Origin of the sequence: Arenimonas sp. (genome assembly GCF_041919775.1) — a bacterium.
GTDB lineage: Bacteria > Pseudomonadota > Gammaproteobacteria > Xanthomonadales > Xanthomonadaceae > Arenimonas.
On record NZ_JAYRTE010000019.1, the window covers coordinates 1 to 19,100 of the forward strand.

Annotated in this window: 17 protein-coding genes and 1 riboswitch; of the genes, 3 read left to right on the forward strand and 14 right to left on the reverse strand. The window is 69.7% G+C overall.

What is annotated here, in order from left to right:
- Positions 1-13 precede the first annotated feature (13 nt).
- From ACE3TE_RS10485 to ACE3TE_RS10515, 7 genes are all read right to left on the reverse strand, one after another.
- On the reverse strand, positions 14-2,239 hold the full coding sequence (locus ACE3TE_RS10485; protein WP_374604737.1) for an NADP-dependent isocitrate dehydrogenase: 2,226 nt from the start codon (positions 2,237-2,239) through the stop codon (positions 14-16).
- Between the two features lie 93 nt (positions 2,240-2,332).
- A complete protein-coding gene (locus tag ACE3TE_RS10490) occupies positions 2,333-2,806 on the reverse strand; it encodes a YkgJ family cysteine cluster protein (RefSeq protein ID WP_374604738.1) in 474 nt (157 codons plus the stop codon).
- 24 nt (positions 2,807-2,830) lie between these two features.
- The gene (locus ACE3TE_RS10495) at positions 2,831-3,325 is read right to left on the reverse strand and encodes a hypothetical protein (RefSeq protein WP_374604740.1); all 495 of its coding nucleotides are present in this window, start codon (positions 3,323-3,325) and stop codon (positions 2,831-2,833) included.
- Positions 3,326-3,350: 25 nt separating this feature from the next.
- Complete coding sequence (gene queF / locus ACE3TE_RS10500) at positions 3,351-4,178, reverse strand: NADPH-dependent 7-cyano-7-deazaguanine reductase QueF (RefSeq protein ID WP_374604742.1); 828 nt, start codon at positions 4,176-4,178, stop codon at positions 3,351-3,353.
- A gap of 92 nt (positions 4,179-4,270) precedes the next feature.
- On the reverse strand, positions 4,271-5,230 hold the full coding sequence (locus tag ACE3TE_RS10505; protein WP_374604812.1) for a ribonucleotide-diphosphate reductase subunit beta: 960 nt from the start codon (positions 5,228-5,230) through the stop codon (positions 4,271-4,273).
- Positions 5,231-5,274: 44 nt separating this feature from the next.
- Entirely contained in the window at positions 5,275-7,653 is a 2,379-nt protein-coding gene (locus ACE3TE_RS10510; protein ID WP_374604744.1) for a ribonucleoside-diphosphate reductase subunit alpha, read from the reverse strand.
- A gap of 167 nt (positions 7,654-7,820) precedes the next feature.
- Positions 7,821-8,031: riboswitch (cobalamin riboswitch) on the reverse strand.
- Between the two features lie 20 nt (positions 8,032-8,051).
- Positions 8,052-9,353 (reverse strand): amidohydrolase, encoded by a 1,302-nt coding sequence (locus ACE3TE_RS10515; protein WP_374604745.1) that lies wholly within the window; start codon positions 9,351-9,353, stop codon positions 8,052-8,054.
- Positions 9,354-9,477: 124 nt separating this feature from the next.
- Between ACE3TE_RS10515 and ACE3TE_RS10520 the strand changes: the two genes are divergently transcribed.
- A complete protein-coding gene (locus ACE3TE_RS10520) occupies positions 9,478-10,053 on the forward strand; it encodes a putative metal-binding motif-containing protein (protein WP_374604746.1) in 576 nt (191 codons plus the stop codon).
- Positions 10,050-10,556, forward strand: coding sequence for a putative metal-binding motif-containing protein (locus ACE3TE_RS10525; RefSeq protein ID WP_374604748.1), 507 nt, complete (start codon positions 10,050-10,052; stop codon positions 10,554-10,556). The genes ACE3TE_RS10520 and ACE3TE_RS10525 overlap by 4 nt, the downstream gene beginning before the upstream one ends.
- Positions 10,557-10,585: 29 nt before the next feature.
- Here ACE3TE_RS10525 and ACE3TE_RS10530 read toward each other — a convergent pair whose 3' ends face one another.
- The 5 genes from ACE3TE_RS10530 to ACE3TE_RS10550 all read right to left on the reverse strand — a co-directional run bounded on the left by ACE3TE_RS10530 (position 10,586) and on the right by ACE3TE_RS10550 (position 16,060).
- Complete coding sequence (locus ACE3TE_RS10530) at positions 10,586-11,926, reverse strand: hypothetical protein (protein WP_374604750.1); 1,341 nt, start codon at positions 11,924-11,926, stop codon at positions 10,586-10,588.
- Positions 11,923-13,026: a cell division protein ZapE gene (gene zapE, locus ACE3TE_RS10535; RefSeq protein WP_374604752.1), complete on the reverse strand. Its 1,104-nt coding sequence runs from the start codon at positions 13,024-13,026 to the stop codon at positions 11,923-11,925. Before zapE ends, ACE3TE_RS10530 begins: the two co-directional genes overlap by 4 nt.
- Positions 13,019-13,690 (reverse strand): alpha/beta hydrolase, encoded by a 672-nt coding sequence (locus ACE3TE_RS10540; RefSeq protein ID WP_374604754.1) that lies wholly within the window; start codon positions 13,688-13,690, stop codon positions 13,019-13,021. The genes zapE and ACE3TE_RS10540 overlap by 8 nt, the downstream gene beginning before the upstream one ends.
- Positions 13,691-13,706: 16 nt before the next feature.
- Positions 13,707-15,476 (reverse strand): ExeM/NucH family extracellular endonuclease, encoded by a 1,770-nt coding sequence (locus tag ACE3TE_RS10545; RefSeq protein WP_374604756.1) that lies wholly within the window; start codon positions 15,474-15,476, stop codon positions 13,707-13,709.
- A gap of 68 nt (positions 15,477-15,544) precedes the next feature.
- Positions 15,545-16,060 (reverse strand): cytochrome c5 family protein, encoded by a 516-nt coding sequence (locus ACE3TE_RS10550; RefSeq protein WP_374604758.1) that lies wholly within the window; start codon positions 16,058-16,060, stop codon positions 15,545-15,547.
- A gap of 163 nt (positions 16,061-16,223) precedes the next feature.
- On the opposite strand from ACE3TE_RS10550, the gene ACE3TE_RS10555 reads away from it, so the two are divergent.
- The gene (locus ACE3TE_RS10555; protein WP_374604760.1) at positions 16,224-17,807 is read left to right on the forward strand and encodes an MASE1 domain-containing protein; all 1,584 of its coding nucleotides are present in this window, start codon (positions 16,224-16,226) and stop codon (positions 17,805-17,807) included.
- Here the strand turns inward: ACE3TE_RS10555 and ACE3TE_RS10560 are convergent.
- The gene (locus ACE3TE_RS10560; RefSeq protein WP_374604762.1) at positions 17,784-18,482 is read right to left on the reverse strand and encodes an RES family NAD+ phosphorylase; all 699 of its coding nucleotides are present in this window, start codon (positions 18,480-18,482) and stop codon (positions 17,784-17,786) included. The genes ACE3TE_RS10555 and ACE3TE_RS10560 overlap by 24 nt on opposite strands.
- Positions 18,483-18,484: 2 nt before the next feature.
- Complete coding sequence (locus ACE3TE_RS10565) at positions 18,485-18,889, reverse strand: antitoxin Xre/MbcA/ParS toxin-binding domain-containing protein (RefSeq protein WP_374604764.1); 405 nt, start codon at positions 18,887-18,889, stop codon at positions 18,485-18,487.
- Positions 18,890-19,100 lie beyond the last annotated feature (211 nt).

Here is a 19,100-nt window from a genome sequence, read left to right on the forward strand (position 1 = left end):
ACCTGACCCCGTTCTAAAGCGAGGCCAGCGCAGCGTTGAGGGTGGCGCTGGGGCGCATCGCCTCGCTGGCCTTGGCCTGGTCCGGGCGGTAGTAGCCGCCGATGTCCACCGGCTTGCCCTGCACCGCCAGCAGCTCGGCCAGGATCGTGGCCTCCTCGTCCAGCAGGCGCTTGGCCAGCGGCGCGAACTTCGCCTTCAGCGCGGCGTCTTCGTCCTGCTCGGCCAGGGCCTTGGCCCAGTACTGCGCCAGGTAGAAGTGGGTGCCGCGGTTGTCGAGCTGGCCGACCTTGCGCGCCGGCGAACGGTTCTCGTCCAGGATGCGGGCGTTGGCTTCGTCCAGGGTCTTGGCCAGCACCGGCGCCTGCGAGTTGAGCCAGCGTTCGCTGACATGGTCGAGCGAGGCCGCCAGGGCCAGGAACTCACCCAGCGAATCCCAGCGCAGGTAGTTTTCAGCGGTGAACTGCTGCACGTGCTTGGGCGCCGAACCACCGGCGCCGGTTTCGAACAGGCCGCCGCCGGCCATCAGCGGCACGATCGACAGCATCTTGGCGCTGGTGCCCAGCTCCATGATCGGGAACAGGTCGGTCAGGTAGTCGCGCAGCACGTTGCCGGTGACCGAGATGGTGTCCTGGCCGGCGCGGATGCGTTCAAGCGACAGCTTCATCGCGTCCACCGGGGCCAGGATGCGGATGTCCAGGCCGTCGGTGTCGTAGTCCTGCAGGTAGCCCTTCACGCGTTCGATCAGCTGGGCGTCATGGGCGCGGTTTTCGTCGAGCCAGAACACCGCCGGGGTGTCGCTCAGGCGGGCGCGGTCGACGGCCAGCTTCACCCAGTCGCGCACCGGCGCGTCCTTGGTCTGGCACATGCGCCAGATGTCGCCGGCCATCACCGGGTGTTCGAAGATCGTGCGGCCGGCCTCGTCGCTGACGCGCACGATGCCGTCGCCGGGGATCTGGAAGGTCTTGTCGTGCGAGCCGTATTCCTCGGCCTTCTGCGCCATCAGGCCGACGTTGGGCACGCTGCCCATGGTGGCCGGGTCGAAGGCGCCGTTGGCCTTGCAGTCGTCGATCACCGCCTGGTAGATGCCGGCGTAGCAGCGGTCGGGGATGACGGCCTTGGTGTCCTGCAGTTCGCCGGCGGCGTTCCACATGCAGCCCGAGTCGCGGATCATCGCCGGCATGGAGGCGTCGACGATGACGTCGCTGGGCACGTGCAGGTTGGTAATGCCCTTGTCGGAGTTCACCATCGCCAGGCCCGGGCGTTCGGCGTAAAGCGCCTCGAGCTCGGAGCGGATCGCCGCCTGCGTGGCTTCGGGCAGTTCGCCCAGGCGCGCGTACAGGTCGCCGATGCCGTTGTTGCGGTCGAAGCCGACCGCCGCCAGCGCCGCCGCGTGGCGGTCCAGCACGTCCTTGTAGAACTCGCCCACGACGATGCCGAACATGATCGGGTCGGAGACCTTCATCATCGTGGCCTTGAGGTGCAGCGAGAACAGCACGCCCTTTGCACGTGCATCGGCGATCTGTCCGGCGACGAAGGCCGCCAGGCGCTGGCGGTTCATCACGGCGGCATCGACGATCTCGTCGTGCTGCACCGGCACCGACTCGCGCAGCACGGTGGTGACGCCGTCGGTGCGCAGCAGCTCGATCTTCAGGCTGCCGTCCTGGCCGATGATCGCCGACTGTTCGCTGCCGTAGAAATCGCCGCCGTCCATGTGCGCCACGTGCGACTTCGAGCTGGCGCTCCACTTGCCCATGCGGTGCGGATGCTTGCGGGCGAAGGCCTTCACCGACTTCGGCGCGCGGCGGTCGGAATTGCCCTCGCGCAGCACCGGGTTCACGGCGCTGCCCTTGGTGCGGTCGTAGCGGGCCTTGATGTCCTTCTCCGCGTCGCTCTTGGGTTCGTCCGGGTAGTCCGGCAGGTCGTAACCCTGCGACTGCAGTTCGGTGATGGCGGCCTTGAGCTGCGGCACCGAGGCGCTGATGTTGGGCAGCTTGATGATGTTGGCTTCGGGCTGGGTGGCCAGCTCGCCGAGCTCGGCGAGGTGGTCGCCGATGCGCTGGTCTTCGCGCAAGCGGTCCGGGAACTGCGCCAGGATGCGGCCCGACAGCGAGATGTCGCGCGTCTCGACGGCGATGCCGGCGGCGCCCGCGAAGGCCTTCACGATCGGCAGCAGCGACTGGGTCGCCAGGAACGGGGCTTCGTCGGTGAGGGTGTAGATGATCTTGGGCGAATCGGACATGGTGGTTTTATCCCGTGAAGTCAGCCCCGCATTGTCGCGGTTACGCGGGGCCGGGGAAAGCGCGCGCCCTACGGGCGCGTACGTGCGCGCCAATCAGGACAGCAGCGGCCCCGCGTCGGGCGAAGGCGGCTCGGCGCCGCAGGCCGGCGGCAGGTCGTCCACCGCCGCCGGAGACGTGGCCGCCACCGGCATCTGGTCCACGGCCGGAACCTGCACCGGAATCATCGCCCAGTCTTCCGGCGTCAGCGGCTTGAGCCCGTGGGCCATGCGGCCCTTGTCGCACTGCGGGCTGTGGCGGCCGAACTCCCAGCTCGGTTCGACCTGCCGGCAGACCGAGGGGCGGTTCGGATAGATGCCGCAATGGCCGTCCACGCCGATGGTGCCGCGCAGGCCGATGCAGCGCGGGTGGCTGCCCTCGGTGCCGCGCATGGCCAGCTCGTGCCGGCGCAGCGGCATCACCAGCTCGGCCGGCGGCCCGTCGGGATTGTCGGGCTGGGCTTCCGACCAGTGGAAGGAAACACGGAAGGTCGCGCAGCAGGCGCCGCAGCGCAGGCAGGGGTGGCTCATGGGCCGCGGAGGCTCGAAGGTGGGTTACTGGATGGTGAAGCTGCGGGTTTCGACGACGCGGTCGTTGATCGCGATTTCCACCTGGTAGGCACCGGCCGGCCAGGGTTCGGGCTGGGTGATGCTGAAGGTGGTGACCGTCGGCACTTCGGGAACCAGGGCCTGGCCGGCCTTGGCGACCTGGCTGCCGTCTTCGAACAGCCAGCGGGCCGACAGCGTCAGGCCGGGGCTGGTGCCGACGCCGACGACGGCGGCGTGGATGGTGTCGACCGTGGTGAAGACGTCCTGGGGGCGGGGCACGCGGCCTTCCTCGTCCAGCTCGGTGCCCAGCTCGACCGCGACCACGCGGAAGTCGCCGCCGGGCAGCGGTGCCTCTTCGGGCACGGCGACGGCTTCGGTGGTTTCGGCGGCAGTCTGGGCAGGCGCCTCGGCTTCGTCGGCCGGCGCAGCCTCTTCATCGCCACCGCAGGCGACCAGCAGCAGGGACAGCAACAGGGCGAGCGGCGTCAGGATCGGGCGCATGGGCGGCTTGTCTGGTGGCGTGCGGTTATTGGCGGTTGGTGCGCGGGTTGCCCGGCAGCGGCAGGCCCGGGGTGGCCCGGAACGGGTTGATGTCCAGGCCGCCGCGGCGCGTGTAACGAGCGTACACCGCCAGGCGGGTCGGCGCGCAGTGCTGCATCAGGTCCATGAAGATGCGTTCGACGCAGCTTTCGTGGAAATCGCTGTGCTGGCGGTAGGACACCAGGTAACGCAGCAGGCCGTCGCGGGCGATGCGCGGGCCGGCGTAGCGGATCTGCACGCTGGCCCAGTCCGGCTGGCCGGTGACCGGGCAGTTGGACTTGAGCAGGTGCGAGACCAGGACTTCGTCGGCCCTGGTTTCGGCGTCGCAGGACAGGAAATCCGGGCGCGGCGGACCGTAGTGGCTGATCTCGATCGGCAGGTCGTCGATGAGGTCGCCTTCGAGGTTTTCGATAAGCGCGACGTTGTTGGAACCGGCCGGCGTCAGCACCACGCTGACCGGCGCACCGGCCGCGGCCGACAGGTCGGCCACCAGCTGCGCGCGCAGGGCATCGGTGTCGGCGAAACGCGCCATCGCATAGCTGCCCAGGTACAGCTTGAGGCTCTTGGATTCGACGATGTTCGGCGACGTCGCCGGCACGCGCAGTTCGGCCAGCGCGACGCGCGGCTTGCCGCGGCCATCGAGCCAGCTCAGTTCGTAGGCATTCCAGAAATCGACGCCGCTGAAGGGCAGGTCGTCGGCCAGGCCCAGGGCCGCGCGCGACTGGGCACGGGTGATCGGGAACAGCAGGGAAGGATCGTAATCACCGCCGTATTCGACGGCTTTGCCCAGGGGGCTCAATTCAGGGGACGTCATGGGGCGCATTGTCTCACGCAGTCGGGCTTCGGGCGTATAAAACGTGGTCCCGGGGGACCGGCGGCCGCGATCGCCGGGCCGCCGGTTCAGGTTCAGAACGCGGCGTCGAAGGCAACGTCGCCCTGCACGCCCACCTGGTAGGAGGAAACGCGACGTTCGAAGAAGTTCGTCAGTTCCTGCACGTCCTGCAGGTCCATGAACGGGAACGGATTGCGGGCGCCGAAGTGTTTGCCCAGGCCGAGCTGCGCCAGCCGCTGGTCGGCGCAATACTCCAGGTACTGGCGCATGTCGCGCGGCGACAGGCCGGCGACGCCGCCGGAAAGCACGTCCTCGGAGAACGCGAACTCGCAGTCCACGGCTTCGGTGAGCATCTGCACGATCTGCGCCTTGAGTTCGTCGTCGAAAAGCCCGGGCTCCTCTTCACGCGCGGTCCGGATGACCTCGAAGGCAAAGGCCATGTGCCCGCTTTCGTCCCGGAACACCCAGTTCGTGCCGCCGGCCAGGCCGTGCAGCAGCCCGCGCGAGCGCAGGTAATACACGTAGGCGAAGGCGCCGAAGAAAAACAGGCCCTCGATGCAGGCCGCGAAACACACCAGGTTGAGCAGGAACCGCCGCCGCTGGGCCTGGGTGCCCAGGCGGCGAAGTTCCTGCACGCTGTCCATCCAGCGGAAACAGAACTCGGCCTTCTTACGGATGGAGGGAATGTTCTCCACGGCCGCGAAGGCGCGCGCCCGGGCCGCCGGGTCCGGCAGGTAGGTGTCGAGCAGGGTCAGGTAGAACTGCACGTGCAGCGCTTCTTCGTACAGCTGGCGCGAGAGGAACATGCGCGCTTCCGGCGCGTTGATGTGCTGGTAGAGGTTGAGCACCAGGTTGTTGGAGACGATCGAGTCGCCGGTGGCGAAAAACGCCACCAGGCGTTCGACCAGGTGCCGTTCGGCCGGCCCCAGCTTGTTCTTCAGGTCGTTGGTGTCGAGCGAGAAATCCACCTCCTCCACCGTCCAGGTGTTGCGGATGGCGTCGCGGTACATCTCGTAGAACTGCGGGTAGCGCATGGGCCGCAGCGTCAGGTCGAAGCCGGGGTCGAGCAGGCGGGCGCTCACTGGCAGGCCTCGCAGGATTCGGGGTTCTCGAGCGAACAGGCGATGGCCGCCGGTGCGTCGACGGTGGCCTTGGCGATGCGGGTGGCCGGGCGTGAACGCAGGTAGTAGGTGGTCTTGATGCCCTGTTTCCAGGCGTGCATGTACATCGACGACAGCGCGCCGATGTTCGGGCTTTCCATGAACAGGTTCAGCGACTGGCTCTGGTCGATGAAGGCGCCGCGCGCGGCGGCCATGTCGATCAGCGAACGCATCGGGATCTCCCAGACGGTGCGATAGACCGCGCGCAGTTCGGCAGGGATCTCGGCGATGCCTTGCACCGAGCCTTCGGCCAGCTTGATGCGGTCGCGCAGCTCCGGCGTCCACAGCCCCAGCTGCTTGAGCTCGCGCACCAGGTGCCGGTTCACCTGCAGGAAATCGCCCGACAGGGTTTCGCGCTTGAACAGGTTGCTGACCTGCGGCTCGATGCATTCGTAGCAGCCGGCAATCGACGCAATAGTGGCCGTGGGCGCGATGGCGACCAGCAGCGAATTGCGCAGGCCGTGTTCGCGGATGCGTTCGCGCAGGGCGTCCCAGCGGGCCGGGTCGGCGGGCGTGATGCCCCAGGCGTCGAACTGCAGCTCGCCGTTCGCGGCGCGGGTGTCCTCGAAGTTCGGGTGGCGGCCGCGCTCCTGGGCCAGTTCGCAGCTGGCCTCCAGCGCATGGAAGTAGATGTGTTCGGCGATACGTGCCGACAGCGCCCGCGCCGCCTCGGAGTCGAAGGGCAGGCGCAGGCGGAAGAACACGTCCTGCAGGCCCATGCAGCCCAGGCCCACCGGCCGCCAGCGCAGGTTGCCGCGCCGGGCGGATTCGATCGGGTAGAAATTCAGGTCGATCACGCGGTCGAGCTGACGCACCGCCAGGCGCACGGTGTCGGCCAGCTTGTCGAAATCGAAGCCGTCTTCGCCCAGGTGCTGGCCCAGGTTGACCGACCCCAGGTTGCAGACCGCGGTTTCCTCGGCGCTGGTGACCTCCAGGATCTCGGTGCACAGGTTCGACAGGTGGATGACGTTGCCGGCCTTCGCGGTCTGGTTGCTGGCGCGGTTGCACTTGTCCTTGAAGGTCATCCAGCCGTTGCCGGTCTGGGCCAGGGTGCGCATCATCTTTGCGTACAGCTCGCGCGCCTTCAGGGTTCGCACGGCCAGGCCGTTTCTCTCGGCCTGTTCGTAGGCGGCGTCGAAGGCTTCGCCGTACAGATCAACCAGGTCCGGTACGGCCTTGGGATCGAACAGCGACCAGGCGCCGTCGGCCTCGACCCGGCGCATGAACAGGTCGGGAATCCAGTTGGCGAGGTTGAGGTTGTGCGTGCGCCGGGCGTCGTCGCCGGTGTTGTCGCGCAGCTCCAGGAATTCCTCGACGTCGGCGTGCCAGGGCTCGAGGTAGACGCAGGCCGCGCCCTTCCTTTTTCCGCCCTGGTTGACTGCGGCCACCGAGGAATCGAGCGTCTTGAGCCAGGGCACGATGCCGTTGGAGTGCCCGTTCGTTGAACGGATAAGCGAGCCGCGCGAACGCACCCGCGTATAGCTGACGCCGATGCCGCCGCTGAACTTGGACAGCTGGGCGATGTCGCCGTAGCGCTGGTAGATCGCTTCGAGGCAATCGCGCGGCGAATCGAGCAGGAAGCAGCTCGAGAGCTGTTCGTGCGTGGTGCCGGCGTTGAACAGGGTCGGCGAACTCGGCAGGTAGTCCAGCCGGGCCATGCGCTGGTACAGCGCCAGCGCCTCGGGCACGTCCTGGCTGAGCGCGCAGGCGATGCGCAGGAAGAACTGCTGCGGGGTTTCGATGATCCTCCGCGCGGTGGGATGGCGCAGCAGGTAGCGGTCGTACAGCGTGCGCAGGCCGAAGTAGTCGAAGCGGCGGTCGAGCGAGGCGTCCAGCGCGTCGTTGAGCTTGCGGGCGTTGGCCTGCACGAAATCCAGCAGGCGCGCGTTCACCAGGCCAAGCTCGTGGCCGCGCGCGACCGACTGCGAAAAGGCGTGGATTTCCTGGCCGGTGACTTCCTTGGTGATGCATTCGGCCAGCAGGCGGGCGGCAAGGCGGCCGTATTCGGGTTCTTCGGCGGTCAGCAGCGCGGCGGTGCGGATCGACAGCTCGTCGAGTTCGCGCGTGCTGGCGCCGTCGTACAGGCCCGAGATGGTGCGCGTGGCCACGCGCATCGGATCGACGGCGTAGAGGTCGTCGCACTGGCGCATCACGGCGCGCACGATCTTGTTCAGGTCCACCGGCTCGCGGCGGCCGTTGCGCTTGGTGACGGTCATGCCCAGCGCGGCGGCGGGCGGGGTGAGGGCGAACTGCGGCACGTCGGCGTCGGCGGGCGCGTCGAGGATCTCGTGGTTCATGGGCTTCTCCGGTGCATGGCGCACGGCCGCCGCCCTTCCCTCGGAGGACGACGCGGGCGTTCAAGGCACCGGGAGAATGGAATACGGGTGTCGCAGGGACCGAGACGCGCCGCCACGACACCGGCGCCGTCTCCCCCCGGAGACCTCTGGGCCGGTCACCGCGCGTCGTGCTTCGCGCGGCTGTCGGCAGGTCTTCGGACTCGTGGACGCGAGGCGGGCGCCTCTCCTACTGGCCGTCGCTTCCCGGGGCCCAAGTCCCCAGTGCTCTATGACGGCGGTCGTTTCCACATACCGCTGCGGGGCAGTGCCGGATTCAAACCGGCTTCCCTATTAACCCAAGCACTTGTGGCGCCCGGGACCGACGGCCACAAGATAGTGTGGCCGGCGTCGCCGGTCAATCAATTGACTTCGTGCAGGTAGTCCAGCGCCACCTGCAGCAGCGTGCGGGTGCCGACCTTCAGCGCCTGCTCGTCCAGGAAGAATTCGGGCGAGTGGTTCGACGGGGCCTTGAGAGGGTCCTGGTCCGCCGGCGTGGCGCCGACGAAGTAGAAGAAGCCGGGCACTTCGTTGGCGTAGTAGCTGAAGTCCTCGGCGCCCATGGTCAGGTCCATCTCGATAACCTTGTCGGCGCCGACCACCTTCTCGAGGCTTGGCACCATGCGCATCGTCAGCGCCGGGTGGTTCACGGTGACCGGGTTGCCCTTGGTGTCGGGCACCTGGGCGACCGCCGTGGCGCCGTGCGCATGCGCGACCGATTCCGACACGTTCCTGAGGTCAGCGAACACCTGCTGGCGCATGTCCTCGTCGAAGGTGCGGATGGTGCCCACCAGCTCCACTTCGTCGGGGATGATGTTGTAGCGGATGCCGCCCTTGATGGCGCCGAAGCTGACCACCACCGGCTGCTTGGAAATGTTCTGGCGCCGGCTGACGATGGTCTGCGCCGTGCCGATCACGTCGGCGGCGGCGACGATCGGGTCGACGCCGCCCCAGGGCCGCGAGCCATGCGTCTGCCGGCCCTTGATGACGATGTTGAAGCGGTCCGACGCCGCCATCAGCGGGCCGCTGCGGTAACCGACCGTGCCGGCGTTGAGCGTGCTGAACACATGCAGGCCGAACACCGCCTCGGGCTTGAAGCGTTCGAAGATGCCCTGTTTCAGCATTTCCTCGGCGCCGCCCGCCTCGCCGTCCGGCGGGCCTTCTTCGGCCGGCTGGAAGATGAAGAGCACTTCGCCGGCCAGTTCGTCCTTCACGGAAGCCAGTGCCTCGGCCACGCCCATCAGGATGCCGGTGTGGGCGTCGTGGCCGCAGGCGTGCATCACCCCGGTGGTCTCGCCGCGGAACGTCGTCGTCACCTTAGACTCGAAAGGCAGGCCGGTGCGTTCGGTCACCGGCAGCGCGTCCATGTCGGCGCGCAGCGCGATGCGCGGACCGGGCTTGCCGCCGCGCAGCACGCCGGTGACGCCGGTGGTGGCGATGCCGGTGCGCACGTCCTCGAAACCCAGCGCCTTCAGGTGCTCGGCGACCAGCGCGGCGGTGCGGGTTTCGCGGTTGCCCAGTTCGGGGTTCTGGTGGATGTCGCGGCGCCAGGCCTGGACCTTGGCGTCCACCGAAGCCGCGAGCGTCTCGACGTCGGGTGCCTGGGCGAAGGCGGGGCCGCAGAAGGCGGCAGCGAGGGCGGAAACAAGCAGCAAACGGCGCATGACGGCTCCCCTGGATGGCCTGCCGGCGATGCTAGCACGCAGCCCGCGCCAGCCCGTGGCATGCTTCGGCCCGCCACTGCGTTCTGACAGACATCGGATCCGGGAGCCCGCCATGCGCCTGAACATGTTTCTGATCGTTCTGCTGATGATTCCCGTGCCCGGCGCGGTCCTGGCCCAGTCGGCGAAGGACAAAACGCAGGTGGAGGCGAAGAAGCCGCCCGCCGCGGCCACGCTGCGCCCCGGCATCGCGCGCCAGGTGAAGGCGCCGGTGACCATGCAGCAGGAAGCGTTCCAGCGCGCGCTCGGCGTGCGCGGCGGGGTGTCCTTCGAGAAGCTGCGGTCGATGCGCCTTCAGGCCGAAGCCGATGCCCAGCGCCGGCGCGCGGCACCGGAAGCCGTGGTGTCGCAGAACGACCGCGACTACCACCGCCAGCCCGCCGACTGCGACGACCGCGACCGCAGCGTGCATCCGGGCCAGGCCGAGGTCTGCAACTTCAAGGACGACAACTGCGACGGCATGGTCGACGAAGGGGTGGCGTGGACGGTCTGGCGCGACCGCGACGGCGACGGCTTCGGCGATCCCGGACAGCCCGTGCAGACCTGCCCCGTCGGCGAGGCGCTGGCCGACGTTTCATTGAACAACCGCGACTGCGACGACAGCGACCGCTCCCGCAATCCCAGCCTGGGGACCTGCCCATGATCCTTTCCATGCCTCGTTTCCTGCTGGCCGGCCTGCTCGCGGCGGCCTGTGTATCGGCCGTCGCCGCGGAGCGCGAAACCGTGAGGGTGCGCGTCGGCGACGGCAGCGGCGCCGTCGTGCGCCCGGCCATCGTGAAGTGCAGCAGCGACGCGCAGTGCGACGACGGCGTCTACTGCAATGGCGCCGAGCGCTGTGCGCCCACGGACCCGCGCGCAGCACGAAGCGGCTGCGTGGCGGGCGCGCCGCCCTGCCGCCTGGGCGAAGATTGCCTGGAGGCCGAAGACCGCTGCCGCCTGGGGTCCTGTGACCGGCCCGATGCCGACGGCGACGGCCACGCCGCCGCCGCGTGCGGCGGCAACGACTGCGACGATTTCGATGCCAACCGCAATCCAAGCCGCACCGAGATCTGTGATGCGGAGGGCATCGACGAGGACTGCGACCCGATCACTGTCGGCGACCGCGACGCGGATGGCGACGGCTACATCGACGCCATGTGCCGCTAAGACTCCCTGCAGACACCGTGGGAGGGACTTCAGTCCCGAGTGTTCGCAGGCCGGAAAGCCATCGGGACTGAAGTCCCTCCCACAGGGGGCGCGAGGCACAGCGGCAGCGCCATCAGGCTGGAGACGACCATCCACGCGAGGTAGCGGAAGTCGGCCGAAGGCGCCAACGGCAGCAGCGGCAGCGCCAGAAGCAGGCCAGAGGCGGCCAAGGTCGCGGCCAGGCCGTCACGGGGTCCGTTTCGACGAATCGCCGTGAGCGCCAGCACGCCGAAGCAAAGCAGCAGGTACACCCAGCCCGCGAACAGTGGCGTGTCCACCAGCGCGTCCAGGCGCGGCTGCACCAGGCGATGCAGCGTGCCCGACGGTGGCGCCACCGCGGGGTTGTCGCGCAGCGGCACGATCGTCGGCTGCAGCACCTGGAAGTCCGGCTGCGCCGACTGGCACAGACCCAGCAGGTAGGCCGAGACCGCGGCGCGGTGGCCGAAGTAGGCGCGCGGATGGTCGAGCGGCAGCGACAGCCAGGCGTGGCGAAGCTCGGCGAACTGCGCCGGCGTGTAGTCGTAGTAGAAGTTCAGCCGCAGCTGTCCGGACTCGAAGCTCGGCACGTTGACGAAGGGCGAAAAATCGCGGCGCAGGTCGTCGACGCTCAGGCCGGGTTCGACCCAGTCCGGCGGGAACAGCACGCGCTCCTCGGCGATCGACACCGCGGCGATGTCCCACATGGCGATCACCGGCCACACCGGCGTGTCGCGCGCGCCGGGCGCGAGGTTGGCAAGCGTCGCCGCAAGATGCAGGCCTGCCGCAAGCGCGAAGGTCGCGACCGTGATCCGCAGCCGGCGCCCGGGCCACTCCCGCCAGGCGACCCAGGCCAGCAGCGGCAGCGCCGCCGGCAGCGCGTTGTGGCGGAACGAACAGCCGGCGGCGAGCAGCAGCAGCGCCGACAAACGCCAGCCTCGGCGCGGCCAGGAAAGATCAGCGGCCAGGCAGGCAACGGCGCCGGCGAACAGCGCCATCATCCACACGTCCTTCCACAGGTGCGGCAGCAGGGCCAGCAGCGGTGGCCAGGCGCCAAGCAGCCAGACGCTGAGCACGCGTCGCCATGCTCCTCCACCCAGCGCATGCGCGAATCCCGCCACCGCCGCCCACCAGGCCAGCGTCTGCACCACCAGCATGCCGCCGGGATCGGGCAGCACAAGCCGCACCGCCTGCCAGACGCGCACCATCACCGGCGGGTGCCCGGGATCGAGTTCACCGTGGCGGGCCTGCCACCACTGCCAGGCCGAATCCCAACTCAGGTAGCCCGGCCAGAACGTCGCCAGCACCAGGCCCAGGCCCAGCGCCGCCGCCAGCCAGGGCGCCAGGCGCCTCACGGGCGGTGTTCGCGGGCCATGTATTCGGCGCTGCGCATCTCGACCAGGCGCGAGGCGGTGCGCTCGAACTCGTGGCGCAGTTTTTCACCGGTATACAGCCACATCGGCTCGGCCGCGGCGCTGAGCAGCAGGTTGACGTTGCGGTCGTAGAGCTCGTCGACCAGGTGCACGAAGCGGCGCGCGGCGTTGTCGGCCATCGTATCCATCACCGGCACGTTCGAAAGCAGCACGGTGTGGAAATTGCGCGCCACCTCGATGTAGTCCGCGGCCGCGCGCGGCCCTTCGCACAGCGCGGAGAACTCGAACCAGGCGATGCCCTCGGCCAGCGCCCGCACCGGGATCGGCCGGCCGTTCACCGCCAGCGGCCCGTCCTCGCGCGGCGCGTCCGCGGCCAGGCGCTCGTAGTGCGCGGACAGCGCGGACTCGGCCTGCGTGCCCAGCGGCGTCAGGTAGGTTTCGGCGCTCGTGAGCTGGCGCAGGCGGTAGTCCTGGCGGCTGTCGAGGTGGTGGATGACGCAGTTTTTTTCCAGCAGCGCGATCGCCGGCAGGAAGCGCGCGCGCTGCAGGCCGTCGCGATACAGGTTCTTCGGCTCGGTGTTCGAGGTCGTGACCAGCACCACCCCGCGTTCGAACAGGCGGTCGAGCAGGCGGCCCAGGATCATCGCGTCGGCGATGTCGGAGACGATGAATTCATCGAGCACCAGCAGGCGCAGCTCTTCGGCCAGCGCATCGGCGACCACGGCGACGGTGTCGGCGGTGTCGTCGGGCAGGGCCTGGATACGCGCGTGCACTTCGACCATGAAGCGGTGGAAGTGCCAGCGGCGGCGCGGCAGGTCGCCGAGCTGGTCGAACATCAGGTCGTTGAGGAAGGTCTTGCCGCGGCCGACGCCGCCCCACAGGTACAGGCCCTGCACGGGTTCGCCGCCGCGGCCGAGCCAGCGTTTCCAGGCGGGGGTGGATTCACGCGCCAACAGGCCGGCGTGGATGCGGTCGAGCTGGGCCAGCGCCGGACGCTGGGCGGGGTCGTCCTGCCAGCGGCCGCTGGCCACGCCGGCGGCATAGGCGGCCGACGGCGGCCGGGCCGCCGATGCTTCAGCCATGGCGCGGCGGCGGCAGGTTCTTGCGCACGCCGTTCTTGACCGCGCCGCGCAGGTCCATCAGCCGGCGATGGAAGAAGTGGCTGGTGTCGGGCATCTTCACCAGCGTCGGCTTTTCATCCAGGCCGTCGATCCACTCGTAGACCTTCTGCGGCTCCACCACCTCGTCGGCGTCGGGCATGATCACCAGCCACGGGCAGGCCGGCGGCTGCACGCCGGAAAAATCGCGGAAGCCGACCGGCGGCGCCAGCGAGATCATCTGCTTCACCGGCAGCTGGCGGGCACCCTGCAGGGCGACCCAGCTGCCGAAGGAAAAGCCGGCCAGCCACAGCGCGTCGTCCGGGCGCGACTTGCGCACCCAATCGGCCACGGCCAGCAGGTCGAGGATCTCACCGCGGCCCTCGTCCCATTCGCCTTCGGACTTGCCGACGCCGCGGAAGTTGAAGCGCACCGCGGCCAGGCCCAGTTCGCTCAGCGCGCGGGCGGTCATCGTGACCACCTTGTTGTGCAGGGTGCCGCCTTCCGGCGGATTGGGGTGGCAGATGATCGCCACGCCCGCCCGCTCCTGCCCTTCCTCGGGCAGGTCCACCATCAGTTCGATCTGGCCGGCGGGGCCTGGGACCAGCAGCGGGCCGGATTCGGTCGGGAAGTCGGGCAGGGCGTCCATGCGCGGATGATAGCCCCTAGCGGGCCAGGTCGAAGCCCAGCAGCAGCGGATCGTGGTCCGAGGCGCGCCAGGCGTCGGTGGCCTTGCCGTTGCGGTAGTCGAAGGCCGGGGCCTCGTCGGCGTTGGCATGCCACTCGGCGGCGCCGCGCAGGCGCGCGGCCAAGCCGGCGTCCACCAGGGCGTGGTCAAGCCGGCCGGACAGGCCCTGGAACACGAACGAATACGGGCGCTCGAGCTTCATCTGCTGGAAGGCGTCCTGCCAGCCCTGCGAGCGCAGCAGGCGCATCGGGTCTTCCTGCGCATAGGCATTGAAGTCGCCGACCAGCAGGTGGCCGGCGGGTTCGGTCCCGGTGGGATCCTTCGCCAGCCAGCCATTGAGCAGCCGCGCCGACTCCACCCGGGTGGCGTTGAAGCAGGCCTGGCCGTCGCGCCGGTCGGCGTCGCCGCCGCTGGCCTCGTCGCAGCCGCCCTTGGACTTGAAGTGGTTGGCCACGACCACGAACACCGGGCCGCTGCCGGCGCGGAAGGCCTGCGCCAGCGGCACGCGGCTGCGGTCGCGGAACGGGCCCTCGCCCAGCACCGCCGGCTTGCCCACCGGCGTCACGCGGCTGGCGCGGTAGATCATGCCCACGCGGATCGGGTTGTCGCCCGGGCCCCGGCCGGCATCGACGAAGCGCCAGTCATCGTGCGGGCCGGCGGCATTGAGCGCGTCCACGAAGCCGGCCAGCGACGATTCCGGGCCATAGCCGTCGTTCTCGAGTTCCATCAGCGCCGCCAGGTCGGGGTCGAGCGCCTGCACGGTGGCCACCAGCTTGGCCTGCTGGCGCACGAAATCGGCCCTGGTCGCCGCCCCGCGCGTGGTCGGGAAGCCGCCGCCGTGACCGTCGCCGTTGAACAGGTTGAGCAGGTTGAAGCCGGCGATGCGGCGATCGCCGGCGACTACGGGAACGGCCGGGCGCGGCGCCTGCTCGATATCGGTGAGCGGTGCGGTGAGCTGCAGCCGGTGGCCGCCGAAGCGCTGGTCGAGCACGCCGGTGACCCCGCGCAGCACGCTGCCCACGCGCAGCGGCTGGCTTGCCTGCAGGCCTTCGCCGGGCAGGAACCACAGCCGGTCCGGATCCCGGGCGCTGCGGCCGTCGTCGATGCGCAGCATCAGGCGCGTGTTCTCGGCGGCGATCGCCTGTGCGGCGGGGCCCGGCGGCGCCAGTTCGGTCGGCGAGAACAGGCGGCCGTCGAAACTCACGCGCAGTTCGCCGAAGCGGGCCAGGTCTTCATTGCCGGTGACCGTCAGCGGGCCCTCCAGCGTGAGCAGCATGCCTTCGTAACGCTCCCAGTCGCCGGCGCTGGCTGGCGCCGCCGTCACCACGAACGGCATGACGGGGGCCCGGCCAAGCTGTTCGACATCGCTGGCCTCCACGGCGGTCAGGGTGGCGCCGTCCTCGCCGATTTCGACCACGGTGCCGGTGATGCGCACGTGGTCGCCGGCTTTCAGCCGCGGCTGCGCGTCGCGGCTGCGCGGCAGGAACAGGCCCTCGGACGTGGCCGGGTCGGCATCGGGCTGCAGCGACTGCACGAATACGCCGCCGAGGCCACCGAACGGCGCCACGACGACCGCCTCCACCACCACCTGGCGACCCTCGAGCGGGCTGCGTTCGCCGCTGCCCTGGATGCGCGACACCGTGGTTTCGCCGCCTTCGGTGGCAAGCACCGTGTCGGGCGCCATCGGGCCGGGCGGGGTGCAGGCCGCCAGCAGCAGCGGGGCGAGAAGACACAGGCGACGGGGCATCGGGGAACTCCGGAAACGAGAACGCCGCCCGGAGGCGGCGTCGTCGCGAAAGGGCATGGCAGCCAAGCTTACTGCAGGTTGTCGACCATCCACTGCACGGCGGCGACGACCTGCTCGTCGCTGAGGTTGGGGTTGCCGCCCTTGGCCGGCATGATGCCCGCCGAACCCTGGTAGCCGTCGATGGCGTGGGTATTGAGCGTGTCCATGCCCTGGGCGATGCGCGCGGCCCACTCGGCGCTGACCAGCTTCGGCGCGCCGCCGGCGCCCGAGGTGTGGCAGGCGCCGCAGAGGTTGTCGTAGATCACCTTGCCGTCGAGCGTGCCGTCGTAGGCCACCTGGCCGGCGGAGGCCGCCGCGGCGGCGGCGGCAGCGGCCGCCTGCGCCGCCGCGCCGGTGGAGCCGGCGTAGACGCCGCCCGCGGGCTGCAGGCGCTGGGCCATGGCGGCTTCGGCCACCGGATTGGGTTCGGGCTCCTGCTGGCCGTTGATGTACAGCCCAAGGAGGATCAGCACGCCGGTGACCGCCACCAGGAAAACGATGACCATCGAGAAGTGCTTGAGGAAGACCAGATCGTGATTGCGCACGGGGTGTCCTGACAGAGGGCCGGGGCCCTGTGGATAAGAAGGCCGGGATTATATCGGCCCTGTCCCGCGCAAGGAAGGCGGCGATGCCGCTGCGGTTCCGACGCCCGCCTCGGGTAGCATGTCGGCAAGCCGGGATCCCGGCGAACAGGGGAAGTCACCAGGCATGGCAGGACGCGCGCTGGCGCTGCTGCAGGACGCCGGGCCGGGCCGGAACGGGCGCTGGGCCCTGCTGGCGCTCGGGGTGTTGGCCACCTGGCTGGCGCTCGAGCAGCTTTCGGCCCAGCTGTGGTTCCTGCCGGCGGGCCTGCGCCTGGCGATGCTCTGGCTCACCCCGACCCGCCGCTGGGGCTGGCTGGGCGCCGCCGAAGTGCTGGCCCAGGCCACCAAGTCGGCGGTGCTGGGCTACCCGCTGTTCACCTTCACCTTCCTGGCGGTCTGCGTGGCCCCGTGGCTGATCTACGCCGCGGTGGTCTACCTGCTGCGCGGATCGAGGCCGGCGCCGGCGCCGGATACGCCGACCCGCATGCTCTTGCTGCTGCTGGCCGGCCTGCTGGGCGCGGCCGGGGTGTCGCCGCTGCTGTGGATGTTCCTGGTCACCTACCCGATGACCACGGCCGATTCGCTGGCCAGCATGTTCGCCTTCATGTACGGCGACCTGATCGGCCAGATCGTGTTCGCCCCGCTGCTGATCGCCCTGCTCCACGGCGGCCTGCGCCGGCGCATGGGCAGTGGCCTGGTCCGGGACCTGGGCATGGTGCTGCTGGGCGCGCTGGGCGTTTTCCTGGTGCTGCAGGCGTATGCCGACCTCGCCATGTACGTGCTGCTGCTGGCGTTCGCGCCGCTCTTCTTCCTGGGTTTCCGGCACGGCTGGGAAGGCGGCGCGCTGGCGACGACCCTGCTGGGCGGGGTCATCCAGGGCCTGGTGCAGCTGGATTTGCTCACCGTGAACGTGACCATGCTGCAGCTGGTGCTGGCCGTGGTCGGCGGCGGCGCGCTGGTGCTGGGCGCGGCCAGTACCGCGCTGCGCCGGAGCCACGAGATCCTCGCCCAGCGCCACCAGGAGCTTGCGTCCAAGACCACCGAGCTCGAGCTGCTGGCCGCCGAACTGGGCCAGGTCGGCCAGCGCCTGGCCCGCCTCGAGGAGCAGGGCCAGCGCGAACTGGCCAGCGAACTCGAATACGAACTCGGCCACGCCATCCATGCCCTGGGCACCCGCATCAGCCTGGCCTTCCGCGACGTGCGCGACGAACAGGGGACCCGCCTGCTCGAGTCCCTGCGCGAACAGGTGCGCGAGATCCAGGACAGCCTGCGCCGCGCGCTGCGCCAGCTGCGGCCGCCCCAGCTCGACACCCACGGCCTGAAGCAGGCGCTGGAAACCGGGCCGCTGCACGAGATGCTCGACGACAGCGGCGTGGTTTTCGAACCGGTGTTCGAGGGCCCGGTGGACGCGCTGGGCGAGGACGCCCGCACCGCCGTCTACCGCATCTGCCAGGCGGCGGTCCGCGAGGCGGTGCGGCTGGAAATGGTCCGCCGCTTCGGCCTGCGGCTCGAGGTCGTTCCGCAGGACGCCGGCACCTTCGCCGTGGCCCTGGCGATGGACCTGGAATTCTCAACCTATGCCCAGCACCTGCCGACCCTGCAGGTGGTGCCGGCGATCAAGGACCGCGTGCTGGCCGTGCAGGGCAGCTACCTGCTTGAGCCGCTGGTGCACGGCCACCGCCACTCAGTGCGTTTCGTCGCCCCCTGAGCCCACCCGGCGCAGCGTCGCCTGCGCATAGTCGGGCAGGATGCGCTGGCCGTCCCAGGTGTAGACCAGGTGCCTGGCCTGCACGCAGGGCGCCACCCGGTCGGGATGGAACACGCCGACGCATTCGCCGCCGGCGTGGCGCACGCTGGGATAGACGACGCCGTCCGAACCTTCGGCCCGCAGGCGTCGCGCCAGCGCCTGCGGCGGGCCGTAGTCTTCCGGGTGCAGCATCTGCGGCCAGCCGCGGCGCAGGTCGTGCAGCCCGGCGCGGATGGCGGTGCGGTAGCAGCGCATCTCGATGCGCATCGCCGGCTCGGCGGTGGCGGCCATGAAGCGTGCGCGGTGGAACATGGTTTCCGCGACCGCCGTGTCCAGGGTCTTCGCGGCATAGAACACGCCGTAGCTGCCGTCGCTGAAGCGGCTGCCGGCGGGATTGAGGTGGGTGAACGCGGCCATCACCGGCTGGGTGCCGGGGCCGCTGATGCGCCGCTCGCGCGGCACCAGCTGCAGCTGCCCCAGCTCTTCGCGCAGGCGCGGGTTGGTCATGGACTCCAGCGCGAACAGCGCTTCCAGATCCTCCGGCCGCGCGATGCGGTCGAACACGCCCTGCGGCGGGAAGCAGCTGGGCACCAGCCGCCAGGCCTCGGCCCAGCTGACCCGGGTGGTGCGCGGCACGTTCACTGCCAGCCGCGCTGCGCGTCGAGGTAGCTGCGCACGACGTAAAGGTCGGCGACGTTGCCCGACAGCATGCGCTCAAGCGCCGATCCGCCGCCGAAGGGCAGCGCGGCGTTGGGCTTGCGCAGCCAGGCGTCGGCGCGGGTGGGGTCGGGGAACAGCACCTGCAGCGCCTTGAAGATGCCCAGCACGTAGCTGATGCGCTCGAGCACGTCGCGCCCCGGGCTGCCGTCCTGCTGCTTCTTCCACTTGTACCAGGTCGATTCCGGCGGATCCCCGAGCAGGCGCCGGGCCTCGGCGTTCTTCAGTCCCCAGGCCCGGGCGATCGCGAAATAGGCGCGCAGCGCGGGGCCGCCCAGGTCGGGCAGCGCCTGGGCGGCGGTGAGGCGGGCGGGACGGGTGGCCATGACGACTCTCCCTGTGGAGTACAAGCCAAAGATACTCCCAAAAAGAAGTAATTGTCTGGCCCGCCGGGGATCGCAGCCAGACGGGTGGCAGCCCGTTCAGGTTACATAAGTAGCTGATTAAATTATGGAACATGGGCAAAACGGCGACTGTTTAACGAAAAAGAAATATTTCCTTCAGTTTCGATTTCGCCGGGCCCGTCCAACCTCGGCC

Coding starts and splice junctions, on each gene's coding strand:
- ACE3TE_RS10485 (WP_374604737.1), bottom strand. CDS start 2,239: ATGTCCGATTCGCCCAAGATCATCTACACCCTCACCGACGAAGCCCCG.
- ACE3TE_RS10490 (WP_374604738.1), bottom strand. CDS start 2,806: ATGAGCCACCCCTGCCTGCGCTGCGGCGCCTGCTGCGCGACCTTCCGT.
- ACE3TE_RS10495 (WP_374604740.1), bottom strand. CDS start 3,325: ATGCGCCCGATCCTGACGCCGCTCGCCCTGTTGCTGTCCCTGCTGCTG.
- queF (WP_374604742.1), bottom strand. CDS start 4,178: ATGACGTCCCCTGAATTGAGCCCCCTGGGCAAAGCCGTCGAATACGGC.
- ACE3TE_RS10505 (WP_374604812.1), bottom strand. CDS start 5,230: ATGCGCTACCCGCAGTTCTACGAGATGTACCGCGACGCCATCCGCAAC.
- ACE3TE_RS10510 (WP_374604744.1), bottom strand. CDS start 7,653: ATGAACCACGAGATCCTCGACGCGCCCGCCGACGCCGACGTGCCGCAG.
- ACE3TE_RS10515 (WP_374604745.1), bottom strand. CDS start 9,353: ATGCGCCGTTTGCTGCTTGTTTCCGCCCTCGCTGCCGCCTTCTGCGGC.
- ACE3TE_RS10520 (WP_374604746.1), top strand. CDS start 9,478: ATGTTTCTGATCGTTCTGCTGATGATTCCCGTGCCCGGCGCGGTCCTG.
- ACE3TE_RS10525 (WP_374604748.1), top strand. CDS start 10,050: ATGATCCTTTCCATGCCTCGTTTCCTGCTGGCCGGCCTGCTCGCGGCG.
- zapE (WP_374604752.1), bottom strand. CDS start 13,026: ATGGCTGAAGCATCGGCGGCCCGGCCGCCGTCGGCCGCCTATGCCGCC.
- ACE3TE_RS10540 (WP_374604754.1), bottom strand. CDS start 13,690: ATGGACGCCCTGCCCGACTTCCCGACCGAATCCGGCCCGCTGCTGGTC.
- ACE3TE_RS10545 (WP_374604756.1), bottom strand. CDS start 15,476: ATGCCCCGTCGCCTGTGTCTTCTCGCCCCGCTGCTGCTGGCGGCCTGC.
- ACE3TE_RS10555 (WP_374604760.1), top strand. CDS start 16,224: ATGGCAGGACGCGCGCTGGCGCTGCTGCAGGACGCCGGGCCGGGCCGG.
- ACE3TE_RS10565 (WP_374604764.1), bottom strand. CDS start 18,889: ATGGCCACCCGTCCCGCCCGCCTCACCGCCGCCCAGGCGCTGCCCGAC.